The organism is Streptomyces sp. NPDC041970 (genome assembly GCF_055588985.1).
Genome location: NZ_JBVJCD010000002.1, coordinates 221,333 through 239,855 on the forward strand (window position 1 = coordinate 221,333; position 18,523 = coordinate 239,855).

Genomic DNA, 18,523 nt, shown 5'->3' on the forward strand with positions numbered 1-18,523 from the left:
CGTCAGGGCGCTTCCGAGGAGGCGGGCTCGGGAAGAAGGCGCTCCTGCTCCACGACCTGGCTGGACAGCAGGCGCAGCGCGTCGGCGGAAGGGCCGTCGTTGGCCGTGTAGATCTCCAACCGGTGGTCGCGGCTGTCGGGTTGGAGCCAGACCTGGTAGTCGACGCTCACCCTGCCGACCGTCGGGTGCTGCAGATGCATGGTGCCCACGGTGCATTCGGCGACATCGCCCGCGGCCCAGAGCTTGGCGAAGTCGTCGCTGCGCATGACCAGTTCGCCGATGAGCTCGGCCAGCCGACGATCATCGGGATACCGGCCCGCGGTGAACCGAAGGAACGCCACGTGGATGCGTGCCAGTTCGTCCCAGTTCTCATGCAGCGCGCGCGTATGGGAGTCGAGGAAGAACATCCGCGGTATCGACGGCCTCCGCACGGCGTCATGCTGCGCGTCGAAGTCGACGTGCTCCGCAAAGAGGGCGTGCCCGGTGCGGTTCCACGCCAGGACGTCACCCCGGCGGCCGAGGACGATGGCCGGCGTGTTCTGGCCCAGGGAGGCCAGAAGCGCGACTACGCGCGGATGCAGCTGCTCGTGCTGGTGACGGACCATGCGTGGGGCGGCCCGTTTCAGCGCGAGGTTGTGCAGATGAGCAGTCTCTGCCGGGTCGAGCTGGAGAATGCGGGCCAGCGCGTTGAGAACCTGCGCGGAGGCCGTGCCCGCCTGATCCTGCTCCAGACGGGTGTAGTAGCCGACACTCACCCCGGCGACCTGGGCCAGCTCCTCGCGTCGCAGACCGGGAACACGGCGGGTGGTGCCGAAGGTGCGGAGTCCGATGTGAGCCGGCGTGACCCGAGCTCGGCGGGTCTTGAGGAATGTCCCCAGGCTCTCCACTTCCATGGCTTCGAGTCTAGGAGGGCACAACGGAAGCTGGGTATCCCTGTGGGGTGTACCCCCGGCATGGGCCTGGTTGCCCGCCCCGGGGAATCCCATGCTCGTGCGCATGACCAAGACGACTGATACCCCCAAGCCAGGTCTGCGGGCGTGGCTGGGCCTGGCGGTGATCCTCGGCCCTGTTCTGCTGGTCGCGATGGACGGCTCGGTGCTGTTCCTGGCCATGCCGAAGGTCACGGAAGCCCTGTCGCCCACCGCCGACCAGGCGCTGTGGACACTGGACATCTACGGATTCGTCGTGGGCTCCCTGCTCATCGCCTTCGGCAACATCGGTGACCGGTACGGTCGGCTGAGGCTGCTGATGATCGGTGTCACGCTGTTCGGTCTCGCCTCGCTGGGAGCGGCGTTCGCGTCAAGCCCGGAAATGCTCATCACCTTCCGGGCGCTCATGGGCCTGGCCGGGGCGACGCTGCTGCCCTCGGCGCTCGCGGTGCTCAGCGAACTCTTCGTCGACCCGCAGAAGCGGGCACAGGCGATCGGGATCTTCGCTGCCGCATTCGCCGCAGGTTTCGCGATCGGGCCGGCTGTCGGTGGGCAGCTGCTGAGTCACTTCTGGTGGGGCTCGGTCTTCCTGGTCAACCTTCCGATCCTCGTGCTGTTCCTGGCGCTCGCGCCGGTCCTGCTCCGTGAGGTGAAGGCCACGCGGACGGGCAGTGTCGACGTCCTGAGCGTCGTGCAGTCCGTCGTCGGCCTCCTGCTGACCATCTACTCCGTCAAGCACATGGCAGCGGAGGAATTCTCCCTGATCACCCTGCTGCTGGGCCTGGTCGGACTGGTCATCCTGGCGTGGTTCATCCGGCGGCAGCTCACGCTCGACGAACCGCTGATCGACCTCAGCCTCTTCCGGGACCGGGTCTTCACCATCGCGATCGTCACCGGGCTTCTGCCGCTTGCCGCATGGTCGGCGACCGCCTACCTGTCGGGCGTCTACCTCCAGTCCGTTCTGGGGATCTCCGTCCTGCGGGCCGCCCTCTTCTCGGTCCCTGGGGCCCTGCTTCTCACCGTCACGTGCATCGTGACGCCCATGCTGGTCGCGCGCATCGGCAAGCGGTCGGCGCTCATCACGTGTCACCTGTTCATCGCCACCGGTCTGCTCCTGCTCCTGCCCATCGCCTCCTCCGGCGGGGTGGGCTGGTATGTCGCGTCCACGGTTCTCGCGGGCGTCGGCTACGGCATCTCGTTCAGCCTCGTCGCCGAGACCGCCGTCGCCGCGGTCCCCTCCGAGCGGGCCGGCTCCGCGGCCGCGATCGCCGAGACCAGCAACGAGATCGGCAACGCTCTCGGTATCGCGCTCCTCGGCTCGCTGTCCGTCCTCATCTTCCGACTGCAGGGCCCCGACCTCGCCGGTACCTTCGGCGAGACGATCGACCTCCCCGGTCTCGCGCCCGCGGTGATCGGCCGGGCGAAGGACGCCTTCGTCACCGGTCTCCAGATCGTCGCCGTCGCGGCCGGCCTCCTCCATCTCGTCCTCGCCATCCTCACCCTGCGCTGGGTTCCGAAGGTCCTGGACGACGAGAAGGACGCCGACCCGAACGGCGATGGCCCGAAGCAGGCCGCGACGGAGGCGGAGGCTTCGGACAGCAACGAAGGAGCAGGCGTTCGATAGCGGGAATGGCTGCCGGGACCGCACCGGCAGACGGTCGGGGGAGGGAGCGTGCCGCGAGCGGCCTGCCCCCTCCCCCGAGTTCGTGCGCCCCCTGTGCGGCGATACGGGAATACAGCTCTTCGAGGCTCTCGCGGTACCGCTTGACGAGTTGGGGCCACCGGCGCGGGGCCCAGCGTCGACGGCAACGCGCTCGCCGTCGAGATCGAGCCCACGGCGTCCCCCCACCCCTGCCGGGGCCGATGCGAGCGGCACACCCGAGAGCCTGACGGGTGGGATTCCGGTCGTCCTGAAGGGGATGGAGGCGGGCACTCCCACGTGGACGCGCAGGGACGACTCGAACCCGTGGGTCGGAGGGTCGTGCATCAAGACGCCCAAGGGGACGTGTACGGCCGGGTTCGCCGTGCATCACCTCAACCGGCAACGCCTGATGACAAGTCAGCACTGGGTCAGCGGATACGGCGACACCATCTGCAACGGGACGCGCTCCAAGCGGGTCGGCATGGTGACGGATACGGACGTCCTGCACGATGCCGCGTACATCCTGATCCACACCACCGAACTCTCCAAGCCGGTCGTCATGACGGGTTCCACGCCGGTGACGACGACAACCAGCACCTGAAACCGGTGCAGGACGTACATCGGGGCTTCTCCCCGGCCAGGAGGTGCGCGCCAGCGGTTCACTGACCGGAGACGTGTGCCTGGGCGTGATCGGGAAGCACATGTACAAGGACATCGGCGGGGCCGTTCGGCTCGTCGACGAGGTGACGCAGCGGGCCGGACGGAACATGGCCGGGTCCGGCGGCAGCGGCGGACCGGTCTCTTCCTACGCGGTCAGCGGCAAGGCCCGCGCACACGGGCTGCTGTCCGGAACCGCCGTCGGCGAGAGGTGCAAGAACCCGCTCGGCGGGACCCGTGGGTCCTGCTCGTCCATCATCTACGTCACCAACGCGTTCGAGTACCGGGCCAAGTACCCCGGAATGAGGTTCTGGGACTTCTGACCGGGCCTTTCGAGGCAGGCTCGACTGCGGCGCGCGGACAGCCGTACGCCCGTGACCGGCGGACGGGGGTCGTGTGCCGGATGGTCGCGCACCTTCTCCGGTGCCCGCTGCGGGCTCCACCGCCTTCCACCCCACCGGCCTCCGGTCCACCGCCCCACCGGACCGGCGGCATCCCCCGGCGAGCCCCCGCCCGTCGACGGGCAGCGAGAAGCCCCACCGCACGGGCGGTGGGGCTTCTCGCTGTTCAGACGGTGCCGAATTCTCCCGCCCGGACGCCCGCGACGAAGGAGTCGAACGCGGTGGTGGCCAGGTTGAGGACCGGGCCGCCCGTGTTCTTGGAGTCGCGGACGGGGACGACGCCGTTCGGCGCGGCGAGGTTGGTGGCGACCTCGACGCACTGGCCGCCGTTGTCGCTGTACGAGGACGTGAACCAGCGGGGGGAGTCGGTCGTCATGGAGTTCCCTTCGTGACTACGAGCGGTGCAGCTCACCCGACTTGATACCCATGACGAACGAGCTGAACGCACCGGCGCGGACGTTGAGGACGGGACCGCTCACGTCCTTGGAGTCGCGGACCGGCACGACGCCGTTCGGGGCGGCGAGGTTGGTGGCGACCTCGACGCAAGCACCGCCGTTGTTGCTGTACGAGGAGGTGTACCAGCGGGGGGTTTCGGTTGTCACAGGGTGCCCTTTCGCAACTGCCAGATCTTGTCTACGGAGGCCGCCTGGGAGGGGGCTACGGCCTGCATCTGATGGTAGGCGGTCAGCAGAGGCACGACGACGGTACTTTCCCGCTCCAGATAGCCCTGTTGGGCGGATTCGGCGTACGACATCACCGAGCGGTCCGGCATCGTGAGGATGTAGAGCGGCAGATCGAACGGGCGGTGCTCCCCCATGGAGAACGGAACCACCTGGAGCACGGTGTTGGGCAGCTCGGCGAACTCCAGCAGCCGGTCCAACTGCGCCTCCATCACCTTCTTCCCGCCCACGGGGCGCAGGAGGCAGCTCTCGTCCAGCAGTGCGAAGACCAGCGGCGGGTTCTTCCGGAACAGTGTCGCCTGGCGTTCCTCGACGAGCGCGATCCGTTCCGCCGCCTGCTCCGGGGTGATGGCCCCGCGCCGGACCGCGCTCTCGGCCAGCGCCGTTGCGTACTCCTTCGTCTGGAGCAGTCCCGGTATCACGCCGACCTCGTACAGCCGGATCTCCGCCGCCCGGCGCTCGTAGTTCTGGAACTCGGGGAAGCCCTCCAGCAGGCTGCCGTGCTTGATCTCGCGCACCTCGCGCTCGAACGACTCCGGGGTGTCCTTGATCCCGAAGGCCCGGTCGGCACCCCGCGCGAAACGCAAGGTCGCAACCTTGCGGCCAGTTTCGACCGACGAGACGTGCGTGCTGGAGTACCCCGCCCTCCCGGCGAAATCCTCCTGCGTCCACCCCCGTCCCTCCCGCATCCTGCGCAGACGTGCGCCGAGGGCCGCCTGCGGCGATGCCTCCGGATTTAACTCCTTGCGATTCACGTACCGTTCACCGATCTTCCGTGCCGGATCGACAAGTTGAATGGCGTTTCACGTTAGGACACGCTGAGCCCGCTTGGTAGTGGAATGACTACGGAGAGAAGCGATAGGTGTACGGCGAGAACGCTTGTCCGAACGCGCAGGAACCTCCCGACCCCCCGATTCCCGGCCCCCCGCCCCCCTTTGCCCCGGCCCTCGGCGCCCTCGTGGTCGACACCGGCCGGAACGACCGCGTGGCGGAGTTCCGGGGGGTCGCCGGCCCCTACTGGTCGCTCCGCCCCGTCGGCGGTGGGATCGAGTGGGAGGCCGAACCGCACCGCGTCCGCCCCGCGCTGGTCATAGAGCAACTGCGAGCCAGGATCGCCCGGCTCAACGCCCGCAGCCGGGGCGAGGTCCTGTGAACGCGCGGCGGCCGGAGGGCCGTTGGTACGCGGCGGAGAGCCGCGGCGGCGACGCGGCGCGGTCCGTCCGGCTCGGCGGGACCATCGCCCCCACGCGGCGGCTCGCGCTCCGGTGGCTGCGGCGGCAGGCGCGGCGGCTCGCGGACGCGCTGGACCCCGACCCGTACACCAGCCCGTGGCTCCCGCCCCGCGCGCTGCACCCGGTCACCGGGCCCCACCGCGACGCACCGGCCGAACTCCGCCTCTGGGTGGACAGCTTCCGCGAACACGACTACGCGCTGCTGCGGCTCGCGGACGGCCTGCCGTACGAGTTCGTCGCCCGCGACGCCACCGCCTGGTACGGGCTCGTCCTGCGCCCCCTGACCGCGGCGCCCCCGGTGGACGCCTTCTGCGCGGCAGCCCGTACCCCCCTCGTTCCCGACCGGCAAGGATGAGCCCCGTGTTGCAGTGCACCGCCTTCACCGAACTCCCCGCGATGGGCGCACGCGTCGCGCTCATGTCCCTGGATGACGTGCCGCCCGGCCAGGAGGTGGACGCGCCCGTCCTGGACGACTTCCTGCTCTGCGAACTCGGCGAGCACGGCGAGGAGACCGAGCACGCGGCCCAGCTCTGGTCGGCCGCGCGGGTCTCCCCGCGGGACCTGTGGATGTTCTGGACGGACACCGGCACGCGCCGGAAGTTCCGCTTCGCCGAACTGCTGCCGTGCCCGGCCGTGATCCGCCGGCTCTCCGTCACGGAGGGATCGGCGTGCTTCCTGTACGACCGGCACCCCGCCGCCCACTCCTGGGACGTGACGGACCCGCTCGCGGACCTGATGACGGAGCGCATCCGCCAGGAGGTCCTGAGCCGACGGACCGACCACGAGAACGACGACAGCGAGGGGGAGGGGAGCAGCCGCGACGAGCGGGGCCGGGGCGGGGGCGGCAGGAGCGAGGGCGAGAGGAGCGGGGGCGAGAGGGGCGGGGATGACGAGGACCGGGGCGAGGGCGGTGGGACACCGGGGGAGTGAGCCGGCGCCCGTGTCGTTCGCCGGGAGCCTGCCGGCCGACCTCCGGCCTGCGGGCTCCCCAACCGCCGGCCCCCGGCCCTCAGCCCTCGGACTCAGGCCCCCGGCCCCCGGACTCCGGCCTTCGGGCTCCCCCCGGGCTCCGGGCTTGGCTCTCCCCGGCCCTGGGCCTCCGGTCGCCGGGGCGGCGGACTCGGGAGCTCACCGAGGACCGGGGGGTGCAGAGGACCGGGGGGTGCAGAGGACCGGGGGTGCCGGGGACTGGGGGGAATCGAGGGCTGGGGGGTGCCGGGCGGCGGGAGGGCCGGCGTCAGGCGTGTTGGGCGAAGGCGTCCTTGATCAGGGCGCGCCAGTCGAGGGGTTCGCCGTCGTCGTCGACGAACTCGTCGTAGTCGTTCTCCTCCCCACGGGCGATGACGTGGGCGGGCGTGAAGTCCTTGCCCAGGAGGTAGGGGCCCATGCAGTAGGCGAAGCCCGTATCCCGCAACGCGTCCGTGGCGGCCTGGTGTTCGGCGGCGGCGCGGATCACGCCCTCCGCTATGTGCCACCGCGCGCCGTCGTACCAGAACACGCCGCTCGCGGCGAGCACGGTGGCACCGGTGGCGGGGTCGGTGAGGTTCCTGGACTCGTAGGTCTCCTGCTGGCCGACGACGACCTGCTTGAGGTCGTCGGGGACGCCGTCGTACAGGGCGAGCTGGGCCCGGTATTCGCGTCCGGCCAGCAGATTCAGGCGGATCTCGTGGTCGAAGACGGTGAGCAGGGCGCGGCCGTCGGGGAACCAGTACCAGACGGTGGACTGGCCCCCGCCGTCGTTCCAGGCGTACCGGGCGGCGGGCCCCGCCGAGCGGGGGGTCCGGCCCTCCGGGTAGCCGTCGACGCCCCGCCGCACGGCGTCGACGATGGCGGCGCGGCGGCGCAGATCGGCGGAGGGCGTGGACGTCAGCAGTTTCCACAGGTCGCGGTCGTCGGTCATCTCGCGGAGCACCCCTTCGTTCCCGTGCGTCCCGCACGCGTGTGCGGCCCTGTCAGCCTTGCCCTGTCATTCCACCAGACACCACTGACAACGGCCCGCCGCCCGCGCGCCCGCCTCTGTGGTGCGGTGCGGTGGAACACGGCGTATGCGTCGGCCACTTCGAGCGCGAGCCGGCCGTGGCGTCGCGCGTCGGCCAACCCGCGGCGCGGTTCGAGGCCGTCGCCAGGGTGGCCTCGAACGACGGATGGCCGTGCGTGGCCGCTTTCGTGGGTTGTGTGCAGACCTCCAGTGGCGGATCAGGCCACCACCGGTACCGCGGCGGTCCGGCCTCGCAGGCTCCGACGAGAGGCGGGCATCACCGGAAGCGGTGACGCCCCCCAGGCAAAACCATCGATTGAGCCACCGCCGATGCCCGATGCCCGATGCGCTCCCGCCCCGACCAGTGTTCGTCCGAGAGGCTTCACGCCCCTCACCGTGATCACCGTGGCTCAGCGGCTCTCAGCGGATGCGGGCCCCGCGACCCGCCCTACTCCGACAGCCCGAGCCTCTTCCGCTCGGCGGAGTAGAGCAGCGCGTGCACGTCCTCCGGGGCGGGGTCGGCGGGCGGGAAGTCGAGGTCCGCGGGGGACGGGGCGGGCACGGTGACGCCCAGCCGCGCGAGCCCCGCGGCGACCTCCGCGAACAGCTCGTCGTCCTCGACGGAGAGGTCGTACAGACAGGCTTCGGAGAACGTGCGCCCGCCCAACGGCCAGTAACTCCACTCCGTGTCGACCTTGACGACCGGAGGGGGCTGGTCCTCCCGCTGCCGGGGGTGCAGCCAGTACCCGTAGAAGTTGCCGTCCTCGTCCTCGGCCACGGCCTTCAGCCACGTGGCCATCTCCGCGGCCGCCGCGCAGTTGGCCATGATGTCCGGATCGGCGCGGTCCGCCTCGGTGAGGTAGTCGTGGTCGGTCAGCGGGTGCCGGGCATCGGGCTCCAGGAGGGTGATGCCGAGCCGCGCGAAGGGGTGCTCGACCCCCTCCCACTGCGCCGCCGCCAGCGCCCGCACGTCCTCCGGCACGGGACGCCCGCCCAGCCGCTGTCGGGAGAACTCTTCCAACCGCTCGTCGAACACGGACGATCCTCTCGCTGCCCAAGGTGACACCGCAGAGGCTAAGCCCCGATCCACCGACGTGACGCCCGGGGGAAGTGCGGCGAGACGTCACGGACACGTCGTGACCTGGCGTCATGGGCTTGTCGCAGGATTCTTCGCGCAGGATCGGCGGGGCGTCCCGCGGGCGGGCATCGCGTACCGGTCGGGTGTTCCCTGCCTGGTTCGGCCGGGCTCGTTCGACCGCCGACGCAGGTCTGCCGCCGGTGGTCCGGCCGGCGGGCTGGACTCGGCCGCCGTGGCGCACCGGGCCGATACGGTGAGGGAGTGATCCCACCTGACCCTGGAGCGGCCGAACGTGAGGCGGCGGAGGCGATCGTCTACCGCGTGGCGGTGAGCGAGACGGACAAGTCCGCCGCCATCAAGGGCGAGTTCAGCTCGGACACCGTCTTCGAGGTGGTCGGCTCCAAGGACGGGTTCACTCTCAGGCCCGCCCGGCTGGACCCGCCCGTTCACAAGGTCTTCCCCGACGACGAGCCCGAGGCCGGTGAGACGTCGGAGGCCGAGCGCCGGTTCGTCGCGCTGGACGGCGCACGCGTGTGCGGCTATGTCGACACGGGGTACGAGCCGTGGAACCGGCGGCTGGTCATCACCGATATCCAGGTGGCCGGTCCGTACCAGGGCCGGGGGATCGGGCGCACACTGATGAGCCACGCGATCGACTGGGCACGGGAACGCGGTGCCGGGCACGTGTGGCTGGAAGTGACCAACATCAACGCTCCAGCCATCCGCGCCTACCAGCGCATGGGCTTCACCTTCTGCGGCCTGGACACTTCCCTCTACAGCGCCACCGAGTCCGAGGGGGAGACTGCCCTGTACATGAGTCTCTTCCTCGACTGATCCGCCGGCCGGCGGCCGGCCCGGTGCGTCAACCTGGAGACGCCGATGCCTGTGAGCTCCGACGACGGGGCCTCCTGCGGTTCCAGGTCCGCGAAGCAGGACCGAGACCGGGCTGCCCGACCTGGTCGGCCTGGTCGACCGACCCTGGTCGACCGACCTGGTCGATCGCCGTCCCGGTGCCGGTGATCCGGGTCGGGGCCCCGTCCGGGGCGAAAGCGTCGCGGAAGGTGAAGGCGTGCGGCGCGGGACCGTGGGCGTGGAGGTGTTCCAACCGGGAGACCCCGTGCTGCCAGGTGGGTATCACGCCCTCGGAGACCCACCAGAGCGCGTGCGTGGGGTGTCCCGTCCTCTCGAACCAGTCGTGGCGCCTGCTCAGCGCGGCCCGGTGCGGACCGGTGTAGACGGCGTCGAAGGCGGGGCGCCGGTCGGTCCAGAGGGAGAGGGTCGCGGCCAGGGCGGTGGTCTCCGCCGTACGGCCCTTGGCGTACCAGGTCGGTACCGCGAACGCTCCCCACGCCCCCCAGTCCGCGTCGAAGGGTGCGCCCCGGTCGCCGTCCACCGCCTCCGCGTGGCCGAGGTGTCCGGGGTGTCGGCTGATCTGCCGGTAGACGGGCCCGCCGCTGTCCTGGAGTGCGCGCGTGAGGGGGCCGGGGTCGGCGAGAGGCGACGTCAGGACGCCGAAGGTGTACAGCGCGAGATGGGGCAACGCGTCTCTCCTTGGGTGATGCCGGGGGCGGACCGGCTCCATGGCCGGCGCACGGGGCGAGGCGCGCGGGCGTGGCGTACGGCGTCCCGTCGCGGGCGGCTCGGCCCTGTGCGCACTCCTCCGCGACCGGGGCGGCCGCCGAGGACGAGGTGAAGGTAGCCGCCCCCGCGGCCCGTGTCGAAGTTGCGCTCTCCCCGCCCGCGTGGCTTCCCCGTCCCGGAGAACGGACCCCGCGAGCCGCTCAGTTGAGGCAGAACTCGTTGCCCTCGGGGTCCGTGAGAACGAGCCAGCTCCCGCCCGGCTCGTCGACCGTGCGGAGCACCCGAGCGCCGAGCCCCACCAGCCGTTCCGCCTCGGCGTCGCGGCGGCCGGGGGCGCTGTGGACGTCGATGTGGAGGCGGTTCTTCCCGGTCTTGGGCTCCGGCACCCGCTGGAACAGCAGCCGCCGCCCCGACCCCGCACCGCTGGTCGCGTCGTACGGGTCGTCCGGGTGGCGGGCCGCCGCGAGGTCGAGCCAGGCGCGGCGGCCGTGGGCGCGGGTCGTGGCGGACTCCGGGGCCGCCCCGGCCGCGAGCAACTGCTCGATCAGGGGGCTGTTGTCCTCGATGAGATAGCCCAGGGCCTCGGCCCAGAAGCCCGCTTGGGCGTGCGGGTCGGCGCTGTCGATCACGAGCTTCCAGGAAAGGGTCTGCGTCATGGAAACCGTTTATACTGGTTACATGAGCGGAGACGCAATGGACGCGCCGGCGCCGAGGGCCCCGGTGGAGCGGCCGACGCCCGCCGGGCTGCTGCTGCGCCACCCGGACGGCAGCTCGTTCCGGTTCGATCCGGGCGCGCTGTGCCTGGAGTTGCTGGTCACCGGCGGTCCTGGCCCGCTGGCCCGTTTCGAGGTGCTGCACGGGCCGCGCGACCTGGAGCGCTGGGCGGACGAGAGCCGTCTGCCGGACGGGCTCGACCTCGCCGTGAGCGCGGCCGAGGTGGCGGCCGCGCGCGCTCTGCGCGACGCGCTGTGGCGGCTGACGGAGGACCACGTGCGGGCCCGGCGGCCCGGCGCGGCGGACCTCGCCACCGTCAACGCGGCGGCGGAACCCGCCCCCCTGGGAGCCCGGTTGACGGGCGGCGGCGACCGCGCGTGGGCGCCCGGCGGCACCGGGTCCCACCTGCTGTCCACCGTCGCCCGCGACGCGATCGACCTGCTCACCGGCGCGCACGCCCACCGCGTCCGCACCTGCGCCGCGCACGACTGCCGCCTGCTCTTCGTCGACACCTCCCGCCCCGGCAAACGCCGCTGGTGCTCCATGGAACGCTGCGGCAACCGCCACAAGGTCCGCGCCCACCGCGCCCGCGAGGAAGGCCGCACACGGTGAGGGCCGGCGCGGCGGCCCTCGGGTCCGCCGGCGCGCGGGTTCGGAAGGCTTCCGTCGGACGCGGCCCGGTGTCAGTGCCCTTCGGCATGATGACGCCATGAATGCCGACTCGCTGATTGACGTCTGGCGGCGGATACTCGCCGACCCCCATAAATCCTGGGTGCTGTTCGAGCACGGCACGTGCGTCGTGCTGACCGCCCCGGAGGGCGACCTCGCCGAACAGGCCACCGGGATACTGGGCACGTTCGGTCCGGTGCGCAGCGGGTCCTCGGCCGGCGACTTCGGGGTGATCGACCTCCAGGACGTGGAGGGGTGGGTCGTCACCGGGCACCATGACGACGTCCTCACCTATGTCGGCCCCGACGAGCCCCGTGATCCGTCGCAGCTCGAGGTCGGGCTGCTGGGCCGGTCCAAGCGCCACCGGGACGGCACCGAACCGCACGTCCTGCACGTCGAGGACCGGCGCGGCTGACCTCGCGTCGAGTCCGGTCCGACCGCTGCCCTGCACGGGCGCTCGGGCGGGGTGTCCGTACGGTCTCCGATGCGCGGGATCCCCCACGCGATCCGCGAGAGGACGCCGGGAGCCTGGGGCGCGGAGCCGTACGCGTGTCGCGACGCGTGCCCCCGCGCCTTCCGCACGGCCCCCGGCACCGTCCCCATCCGGGCGCTCCATCGGCCTTCACCGCGCGGCGTCCACCGTGGGGACCGGTCCGTCACCGGTGCGCCCCGCCCCGTACAGCCGGCGCAGGTACGCCCGTACGGAGCGGACGTCGTCCGCCGGGGCGCGGACGCCCACGTGGTGGTCGGGCCGGACGACCACCAGGGCGCCCGTGACCGCCGAGCCGGAACCGGGACCACCGATTCCGTACGCCGTCGCCGCGTGCCCCCGGTCGTCGACCACCGCACCCGGCTCCGCCCCGGCCCGGTCCTCCCGCGCCGCGTACACCCGGCAGGCCCGCACCCCCGCCCCGCCGTACGCGGCGGCCACCGCGCGCAGGGCCTCCGCGCTGCCGGGACCGAATCCGAGGACCGTGGTGCGGGGGCCCGCGAAGACGCGGTGCAGGCGGGTGCGGGCCCCGGTCGCGGCCTCCCGGCAGGGGGCGTCCGGCGCACGGTCGCCGGGGCGCGGATCGGCGGGGGCGCCGGGGCGCACGGCGTGGGCGGCGGGCTCCGCGGGGTGTACGGCCAGGGAGCTCCACCGGTAGCCGATGCCCAGCCCGGTCGTGTCCGGGGTGATCGCCGCGTCCAGGCCGCCGCCGGGCCGGCGGATCGCCTCCAGCGTGGCCCGCAGGCGCTCGGAGGTGAGGTCGAGCGTCCGGGCGGCCACCGGCAGCCGCTCCTCCTCGTAGGTGTCCAGCAGCTCCGGGTCCGCCCGGCCCGCGAGGACCAGGCCCAGCTTCCAGCCCAGGTTGAACGCGTCCTGGATGCCCGTGTTCATCCCCAGCCCGCCCGCGACGGCGTGCACATGCGCCGCGTCCCCGGCGAGCAGGACGCGCCCCGCGCGGAAACGGTCCGCCATCCGCACGTTGACCCGGTACGTCGACAGCAGCTCGGCCCGGACGAGGTGGCGGCCGGGCAGCCCGGTGTGGTGGGCGAACAGCCGCCGGAACCCGTCGGCGGAGGGCGCGAGCGGCCGCCCCCGCCCGTCCCGCTCGGGCCCCGCCTGGAACCACCAGCCCGCCCGCGTACCGGGGATCGGGCAGAGCATCACCGCCCCGTCCTCGTCGAACCACTGGTGCCAGCGGCCGCGGTCCAGGACGCCCTCGGCCAGCTCGACGTCACCGCAGACCATCACCTGGTCCTCGGCGGTCGTCCCCCCGAACCCGATCCCGAGCAGCTTGCGCACGGAGCTGTGGGCCCCGTCGCACCCGACGACGTACCGCGCCCGCGCCGCCGGCCCCTCCGCGAACGCCACGGTGACCGGGTCCCCGCCGCCCGCGCCCCCGGCCAGGCCCACCACCTCGCGGCCCAGCTCCACCCGGACGCCGTACCCGGCCAACCGCCCGCGCAGGATCTCCTCCAGCCGCCACTGGGCGATCAACCGCCCCCGGTCGTACGGGGCGTCCGGCGTCGGGGCCGAACCCGCCCACGGATCGGCCTCCGCGACGGGGAGGCGGTCGCGGTACTTCAGCATCGGCAGCGGGGCCGAACCGGCGGCCAGCACCTCGTCGACCACCCCGAGATCGTCCAGGACCTCCATCGACCGGGCGTTGGGGCCCTTGGCGCGTGAGGTGCGCGGCGGTGCGGGCGACCGGTCCACGATCCGCACGGCCACGCCCCGCCGCGCCAGATCGCAGGCCAGCACCAGTCCGGTGGGCCCCGCGCCCACGATGAGTACGCCGTCGTCGCTCATGCCGCTCCCTCGGTCACGTGCCCGGAGGACCAGGAAAACGTAACCGAGTAAGAAAAGCAACTAGGTAATCTTTTGCTGGGGCGTCGGGAGCGGGGTGTGCGCGTCGGCGGCTTCCGGGGTCGCGGGGGCCGGTCCGCCCGCACTCGCCGCCAGCAGCTTCACCGCCAGGGCCCGGTTGCGCCGCGCGGCACGCAAGGCGTCCCAGGTCAGCAGCGACAATGCCAGCCAGACCAGGGCGAACCCGGCCCACCGCTCCGGCGGCATCGCCTCGTGGAAGTAGAGGATGCCCAGCGCGAACTGGAAGACCGGCGCCAGGTACTGGAGCAGCCCCAGCGTGGACAGCGGCACCCGCACCGCCGCCGCGCCGAAGCAGATCAGCGGGACCGCCGTGACGATGCCCGTCGCCGCCAGCAGCACCCCGTGCCCCGCGCCCCCGGCGGTGAACGTGGACGCGCCGGTGGCCGAGAGCCAGAGCAGGAAGCCGAGCGCGGGCAGGAACAGGACGGCGGTCTCGGCGGCCAGGGACTCCAGGCCGCCCATGTCCACCTTCTTCTTCACCAGGCCGTACGTGGCGAAGGAGGACGCCAGCACCAACGAGATCCACGGCGGCCGGCCGTACCCGATCGCCAGGACCAGGACGGCGAGCAGGCCCGTGGCGACCGCGATCCACTGCACGGGCCGCAGCCGTTCGCCCAGCAGCAGGACGCCCATGGCGATGGTGACCAACGGGTTGATGAAGTAGCCGAGCGACGCCTCGACGACCTGGCCGTTGTTCACGGCCCAGATGTACAGCCCCCAGTTGACCGTGATCGTCGCCGCCGCGACCGCTATCAGCCCCAGCTTGCGCCGGTCCCGGACCAGCCCGCCGACCCACGCCCAGTGGCGCGTCACGAGCAGGGCGACCCCGACGACGCCGAGCGACCAGACCATCCGGTGGGCCAGGATCTCGATCGCCCCGGACGGTTTCAGCAGCGGCCAGAACAGCGGGACCAGGCCCCACATGCCGTACGCGCCGTATCCGTACAGCAGGCCGGCCCGCTGCTCGTTCTTCCCCTTCACGGGCCCTCCCGACGTGCTGGCGCCGGCGGATGTGCCGACGGGCATGACGGTAACGCCGGGAGGGCCTTCTGTCATAGCCGTTTCAGCAGGACGCTCATGACAGTCGTGCGTGCGGCCCGGTTCCGGCGGGGGCGTGCGAGGGGCCCGGAACCGGGTCGGGACTCACGAGGGCCCGGATCCGTGTGAAGGGAGGGCGGGGCGGGGTGTGCGACGGGTCCGGAGCCGGGGGCGGGGCGGACGCACGGGGGCCCGGTCCCGATCCCCTGGAGGGTCGGGTCCGGGCCCTCGATTCCGTGACGCCTCCCGGCCGGGAGGGTCGGGCGGCGGGCGGTCAGCCGATGACCGTCCAGGTGTCGTTCCCGGCGAGGAGCGCACCGAGGTCGCCCTTGCCGTCGCGGTCCACGGCGGTCTCCAACTGGTCGGACATCAGGGTGTCGTAGACGGGCCGCTCGACGTCCCGCAGCACCCCGATGGGGGTGTGGTGCAGAGTGTCGGCGTCGGCCAGCCGGGACAGCGCGAACGCCGTGGTGGGGGAGTCGGCGTGGGCGTCGTGGACGAGGACCTGGGCGCGGTTCTCGTCGGTGACGGCGACGACCTTCAGGTCCCCGGTGGCGGGGTCCCGGACGACGCCCTTGGAGCCCTCGGAGCCGAAGAGGATCGGCTGCCCGTGTTCCAGCCGGATCACCGCCTCGGTCGCCTGCTCCTTGTCCTTGAGGACCTCGAAGGCGCCGTCGTTGAAGATGTTGCAGTTCTGGTAGATCTCCACCAGTGCCGTGCCGGGGTGCTCGGCCGCCGCGCGCAGCACGCCGGTGAGGTGCTTGCGGTCGGAGTCGACCGTCCGCGCGACGAACGTCGCCTCCGCGCCGATGGCCAGGGACACCGGGTTGAAGGGCGCGTCGAGCGAGCCCATCGGCGTCGACTTGGTGATCTTGCCCAGCTCGGAGGTGGGGCTGTACTGCCCCTTCGTCAGCCCGTAGATCCGGTTGTTGAACAGCAGGATCTTCAGGTTGACGTTGCGGCGCAGGGCGTGGATGAGGTGGTTGCCGCCGATGGAGAGCGCGTCGCCGTCACCGGTGACCACCCACACCGACAGGTCCCGGCGGGAGGTGGCGAGCCCGGTGGCGATGGCGGGCGCGCGGCCGTGGATGGAGTGCATCCCGTAGGTGTTCATGTAGTACGGGAAGCGGGAGGAGCAGCCGATGCCGGAGACGAAGGCGATGTTCTCCTTGGCCAGCCCCAGCTCCGGCATGAAGCCCTGGACCGCGGCGAGGACGGCGTAGTCACCGCAGCCGGGGCACCAGCGCACCTCCTGGTCGGACTTGAAGTCCTTCATGGACTGCTTGGCTTCGGCCTTCGGCACCAACTGCAACAAGTCGTTGTGGAGCAGTTCCCCCGTGTCAGGCATCGATGGCCTCCTTGAGAGCCGTGGCGAGCTGTTCCGCCTTGAACGGCATTCCGTTGACCTGGTTGAAGCTGTGCGCGTCCACCAGGTACTTCGCCCGCAGCAGCATCGCGAGCTGGCCGAGGTTCATCTCCGGCACCACGACCCTGTCGTAGCGCTTCAGCACCTCGCCGAGATTCTTCGGGAAGGGGTTGAGGTGGCGCAGATGGGCCTGGGCGATGGGCAGGCCCTCGGCGCGCAGACGGCGTACGGCGGCGGTGATCGGCCCGTACGTCGAACCCCAGCCGATCACCAGCGTGCGGGCCGCGGCGGCGCCGTCCCCCTCCGTGCGGAGCCGGGAGTCGGCGGAGGGGTCGTCGACCTGGAGGTCCGGGACCTCGATGCCGTCGACCTTGGCCTGCCGGGTGCGGACCATGAGGTCGTGGTTGGCCGGGTCGTAGGAGATGTTGCCGGTGCCGTCCTGCTTCTCGATGCCGCCGATACGGTGTTCGAGACCGGGCGTACCGGGGACGGCCCACGGACGGGCCAGGGTGTGCGGGTCGCGCTTGTACGGCCAGAACACCTCGGTGCCGTCGGCCAGCGTGTGGTTCGGGCCCGACGCGAACCGCACCCGGAGGTCGGGCAAGCTGTCCGTCTCCGGAATCCGCCAGGGCTCGGAGCCGTTGGCGAGATACCCGTCCGAGAGCAGGAAGACCGGCGTCCGGTAGGTCAACGCGATCCGCGCCGCGTCGATGGCGGCGTCGAAGCAGTCGGCGGGGGTGCGCGGGGCCACGATCGGGACGGGGGCCTCGCCGTTCCGCCCGTACATCGCCTGGAGCAGATCGGCCTGCTCGGTCTTGGTCGGCAGCCCGGTCGAGGGGCCGCCGCGCTGGATGTCGACGATCAGCAGAGGCAACTCCAGCGACACCGCGAGCCCGATCGTCTCCGACTTCAGGGCCACACCCGGCCCGGAGGTCGTCGTGACGCCGAGCGCACCGCCGAACGCCGCGCCGAGCGCCGCGCCGATGCCGGCGATCTCGTCCTCGGCCTGGAAGGTCCGCACGCCGAAGTTCTTGTGCCGGGACAACTCGTGCAGGATGTCCGAGGCCGGGGTGATCGGATACGAGCCCAGGTAGATCGGCAGGTCCGCGAGGCGCCCGGCGGCGATCAGCCCGTACGACAGGGCGAGGTTCCCCGAGATGTTGCGGTAGGTGCCGGTCGGGAACGCCTGGGAGGCCGGGGCGACCTCGTAGGAGACGGCGAAGTCCTCGGTGGTCTCGCCGAAATTCCACCCGGCGCGGAAGGCCGCCACGTTCGCCTCGGCGATCTGCGGCTTCTTCGCGAACTTCCGCCGCAGGAACGCCTCCGTCCCCTCGGTCGGCCGGTGGTACATCCAGGACAGCAGCCCCAGCGCGAACATGTTCTTCGACCGCTCGGCCTCCCTGCGGGGGAGCCCGAAGTCCTTCAGCGCCTCGATCGTCAGCGTCGTGAGCGGCACCGGGTGGACGTTGTAGGCATCCAGCGAACCGTCCTCCAGCGGACTGGTCGCGTATCCCACCTTCGCCATCGGCCGCTTCGTGAACTCGTCCGTGTTCACGATGACCTCCGCGCCGCGCGGCACGTCGGCGATGTTCGCCTTCAGCGCGGCCGGGTTCATCGCGACCAGGACGTTCGGGGCGTCGCCGGGGGTGAGGATGTCGTGATCGGCGAAGTGGAGCTGGAAGGAGGAGACTCCCGGAAGGGTGCCGGCGGGGGCACGGATCTCGGCGGGGAAGTTCGGCAGGGTGGACAGATCGTTGCCGAAGGAAGCCGTCTCCGAGGTGAACCGGTCACCCGTGAGCTGCATACCGTCACCCGAGTCGCCCGCGAAGCGGATGACCACCCGGTCCAGGCGGCGGACCTCTTTCCCGTCGCCGCCCTCGGTTCCCGTCGTACCTGACTCGGGGGCGCGCTGGCCTCCGAGGACGGCGTCGTTGGCCTCGTCGGCCGTCTCTGCCGCGCTACTGACCTGGCTCGTCACTGAACTGGACCTCCCTTGGGGCGGCGGTTCGGGACCGTCCGGCCAGCCGGCGACCCCAGGGGCCACCCTACGTCCGCGCGGGTCAGTCTCCCCGGATCAATCATATGGTGGACACCATTTTGAGACGCCTTATTGGCCGGTTTAGCCATGTTGTGCAGGCCCCCCGTTTGTGAGAAGGCGACGTTTCGCGGCGGCCGCAGGCCCTG

The 18,523-nt window shown here is 71.7% G+C and carries 19 protein-coding genes and 2 pseudogenes; 9 read left to right on the forward strand and 12 right to left on the reverse strand.

The window, feature by feature from the left end; translation table 11 throughout:
* Positions 1-2 precede the first annotated feature (2 nt).
* Entirely contained in the window at positions 3-893 is an 891-nt protein-coding gene (locus tag ACZ6EJ_RS02245; protein ID WP_469263898.1) for a helix-turn-helix transcriptional regulator, read from the reverse strand.
* 103 nt (positions 894-996) lie between these two features.
* Between ACZ6EJ_RS02245 and ACZ6EJ_RS02250 the strand changes: the two genes are divergently transcribed.
* The 3 genes from ACZ6EJ_RS02250 to ACZ6EJ_RS02260 all read left to right on the forward strand — a co-directional run bounded on the left by ACZ6EJ_RS02250 (position 997) and on the right by ACZ6EJ_RS02260 (position 3,551).
* Positions 997-2,553: an MFS transporter gene (locus ACZ6EJ_RS02250; RefSeq protein WP_469263899.1), complete on the forward strand. Its 1,557-nt coding sequence runs from the start codon at positions 997-999 to the stop codon at positions 2,551-2,553.
* Between the two features lie 427 nt (positions 2,554-2,980).
* Entirely contained in the window at positions 2,981-3,172 is a 192-nt protein-coding gene (locus ACZ6EJ_RS02255; RefSeq protein WP_469263900.1) for a hypothetical protein, read from the forward strand.
* An 85-nt stretch (positions 3,173-3,257) separates the two neighbouring features.
* Entirely contained in the window at positions 3,258-3,551 is a 294-nt protein-coding gene (locus ACZ6EJ_RS02260; protein WP_469263901.1) for a hypothetical protein, read from the forward strand.
* A gap of 244 nt (positions 3,552-3,795) precedes the next feature.
* Here ACZ6EJ_RS02260 and ACZ6EJ_RS02265 read toward each other — a convergent pair whose 3' ends face one another.
* The 3 genes from ACZ6EJ_RS02265 to ACZ6EJ_RS02275 are packed head-to-tail and all read right to left on the reverse strand — an operon-like array spanning position 3,796 to position 5,064.
* Positions 3,796-4,005, reverse strand: a complete 210-nt coding sequence (locus tag ACZ6EJ_RS02265) for a DUF397 domain-containing protein (protein ID WP_469263902.1) — start codon at positions 4,003-4,005, stop codon at positions 3,796-3,798.
* Between the two features lie 16 nt (positions 4,006-4,021).
* Positions 4,022-4,231 carry a DUF397 domain-containing protein gene (locus tag ACZ6EJ_RS02270; protein ID WP_469263903.1) on the reverse strand — a complete coding sequence of 70 codons (210 nt, stop codon included), beginning with the start codon at positions 4,229-4,231 and terminating at the stop codon, positions 4,022-4,024.
* Entirely contained in the window at positions 4,228-5,064 is an 837-nt protein-coding gene (locus tag ACZ6EJ_RS02275) for a helix-turn-helix domain-containing protein (protein ID WP_469263905.1), read from the reverse strand. The genes ACZ6EJ_RS02270 and ACZ6EJ_RS02275 overlap by 4 nt, the downstream gene beginning before the upstream one ends.
* Positions 5,065-5,171: 107 nt before the next feature.
* On the opposite strand from ACZ6EJ_RS02275, the gene ACZ6EJ_RS02280 reads away from it, so the two are divergent.
* The 3 genes and pseudogenes from ACZ6EJ_RS02280 to ACZ6EJ_RS02290 form a co-directional block, all read left to right on the forward strand.
* Complete coding sequence (locus ACZ6EJ_RS02280) at positions 5,172-5,462, forward strand: hypothetical protein (RefSeq protein WP_469263907.1); 291 nt, start codon at positions 5,172-5,174, stop codon at positions 5,460-5,462.
* The gene (locus ACZ6EJ_RS02285; RefSeq protein WP_469263909.1) at positions 5,459-5,896 is read left to right on the forward strand and encodes a hypothetical protein; all 438 of its coding nucleotides are present in this window, start codon (positions 5,459-5,461) and stop codon (positions 5,894-5,896) included. The genes ACZ6EJ_RS02280 and ACZ6EJ_RS02285 overlap by 4 nt, the downstream gene beginning before the upstream one ends.
* Positions 5,897-5,901: 5 nt before the next feature.
* A pseudogene (locus ACZ6EJ_RS02290) lies at positions 5,902-6,303 on the forward strand (hypothetical protein); the annotation flags it as partial.
* Positions 6,304-6,778: 475 nt separating this feature from the next.
* Here the strand turns inward: ACZ6EJ_RS02290 and ACZ6EJ_RS02295 are convergent.
* Entirely contained in the window at positions 6,779-7,441 is a 663-nt protein-coding gene (locus tag ACZ6EJ_RS02295) for a hypothetical protein (RefSeq protein ID WP_469263911.1), read from the reverse strand.
* 526 nt (positions 7,442-7,967) lie between these two features.
* On the reverse strand, positions 7,968-8,555 hold the full coding sequence (locus tag ACZ6EJ_RS02300) for a hypothetical protein (RefSeq protein ID WP_469263913.1): 588 nt from the start codon (positions 8,553-8,555) through the stop codon (positions 7,968-7,970).
* 303 nt (positions 8,556-8,858) lie between these two features.
* Between ACZ6EJ_RS02300 and ACZ6EJ_RS02305 the strand changes: the two genes are divergently transcribed.
* The gene (locus tag ACZ6EJ_RS02305; RefSeq protein ID WP_469263914.1) at positions 8,859-9,431 is read left to right on the forward strand and encodes a GNAT family N-acetyltransferase; all 573 of its coding nucleotides are present in this window, start codon (positions 8,859-8,861) and stop codon (positions 9,429-9,431) included.
* Between the two features lie 154 nt (positions 9,432-9,585).
* Here the strand turns inward: ACZ6EJ_RS02305 and ACZ6EJ_RS02310 are convergent.
* Both ACZ6EJ_RS02310 and ACZ6EJ_RS02315 read right to left on the reverse strand, forming a co-directional pair.
* A pseudogene (locus ACZ6EJ_RS02310) lies at positions 9,586-10,137 on the reverse strand (DUF3291 domain-containing protein); the annotation flags it as partial.
* A 241-nt stretch (positions 10,138-10,378) separates the two neighbouring features.
* Positions 10,379-10,834, reverse strand: coding sequence for a VOC family protein (locus ACZ6EJ_RS02315; RefSeq protein WP_469263916.1), 456 nt, complete (start codon positions 10,832-10,834; stop codon positions 10,379-10,381).
* A 37-nt stretch (positions 10,835-10,871) separates the two neighbouring features.
* Between ACZ6EJ_RS02315 and ACZ6EJ_RS02320 the strand changes: the two genes are divergently transcribed.
* Entirely contained in the window at positions 10,872-11,504 is a 633-nt protein-coding gene (locus tag ACZ6EJ_RS02320) for a CGNR zinc finger domain-containing protein (RefSeq protein ID WP_469263984.1), read from the forward strand.
* A gap of 97 nt (positions 11,505-11,601) precedes the next feature.
* Positions 11,602-11,976 (forward strand): hypothetical protein, encoded by a 375-nt coding sequence (locus ACZ6EJ_RS02325; protein WP_469263918.1) that lies wholly within the window; start codon positions 11,602-11,604, stop codon positions 11,974-11,976.
* Between the two features lie 207 nt (positions 11,977-12,183).
* Here the strand turns inward: ACZ6EJ_RS02325 and ACZ6EJ_RS02330 are convergent, their stop codons facing one another.
* The 4 genes from ACZ6EJ_RS02330 to ACZ6EJ_RS02345 form a co-directional block, all read right to left on the reverse strand.
* The gene (locus ACZ6EJ_RS02330; RefSeq protein ID WP_469263919.1) at positions 12,184-13,857 is read right to left on the reverse strand and encodes an FAD-dependent monooxygenase; all 1,674 of its coding nucleotides are present in this window, start codon (positions 13,855-13,857) and stop codon (positions 12,184-12,186) included.
* A gap of 60 nt (positions 13,858-13,917) precedes the next feature.
* Positions 13,918-14,916 carry an EamA family transporter RarD gene (gene rarD, locus ACZ6EJ_RS02335; RefSeq protein WP_469263920.1) on the reverse strand — a complete coding sequence of 333 codons (999 nt, stop codon included), beginning with the start codon at positions 14,914-14,916 and terminating at the stop codon, positions 13,918-13,920.
* Positions 14,917-15,247: 331 nt separating this feature from the next.
* Positions 15,248-16,321 (reverse strand): 2-oxoacid:ferredoxin oxidoreductase subunit beta, encoded by a 1,074-nt coding sequence (locus ACZ6EJ_RS02340; protein WP_469263922.1) that lies wholly within the window; start codon positions 16,319-16,321, stop codon positions 15,248-15,250.
* A complete protein-coding gene (locus ACZ6EJ_RS02345) occupies positions 16,314-18,317 on the reverse strand; it encodes a 2-oxoacid:acceptor oxidoreductase subunit alpha (RefSeq protein WP_469263924.1) in 2,004 nt (667 codons plus the stop codon). Before ACZ6EJ_RS02345 ends, ACZ6EJ_RS02340 begins: the two co-directional genes overlap by 8 nt.
* Positions 18,318-18,523 lie beyond the last annotated feature (206 nt).

Coding starts and splice junctions, on each gene's coding strand:
- ACZ6EJ_RS02250 (WP_469263899.1), top strand. CDS start 997: ATGACCAAGACGACTGATACCCCCAAGCCAGGTCTGCGGGCGTGGCTG.
- ACZ6EJ_RS02320 (WP_469263984.1), top strand. CDS start 10,872: ATGGACGCGCCGGCGCCGAGGGCCCCGGTGGAGCGGCCGACGCCCGCC.
- ACZ6EJ_RS02340 (WP_469263922.1), bottom strand. CDS start 16,321: ATGCCTGACACGGGGGAACTGCTCCACAACGACTTGTTGCAGTTGGTG.
- ACZ6EJ_RS02315 (WP_469263916.1), bottom strand. CDS start 10,834: ATGACGCAGACCCTTTCCTGGAAGCTCGTGATCGACAGCGCCGACCCG.
- ACZ6EJ_RS02295 (WP_469263911.1), bottom strand. CDS start 7,441: ATGACCGACGACCGCGACCTGTGGAAACTGCTGACGTCCACGCCCTCC.
- ACZ6EJ_RS02325 (WP_469263918.1), top strand. CDS start 11,602: ATGAATGCCGACTCGCTGATTGACGTCTGGCGGCGGATACTCGCCGAC.
- ACZ6EJ_RS02330 (WP_469263919.1), bottom strand. CDS start 13,857: ATGAGCGACGACGGCGTACTCATCGTGGGCGCGGGGCCCACCGGACTG.
- ACZ6EJ_RS02245 (WP_469263898.1), bottom strand. CDS start 893: ATGGAAGTGGAGAGCCTGGGGACATTCCTCAAGACCCGCCGAGCTCGG.
- ACZ6EJ_RS02255 (WP_469263900.1), top strand. CDS start 2,981: ATGACAAGTCAGCACTGGGTCAGCGGATACGGCGACACCATCTGCAAC.
- ACZ6EJ_RS02265 (WP_469263902.1), bottom strand. CDS start 4,005: ATGACGACCGACTCCCCCCGCTGGTTCACGTCCTCGTACAGCGACAAC.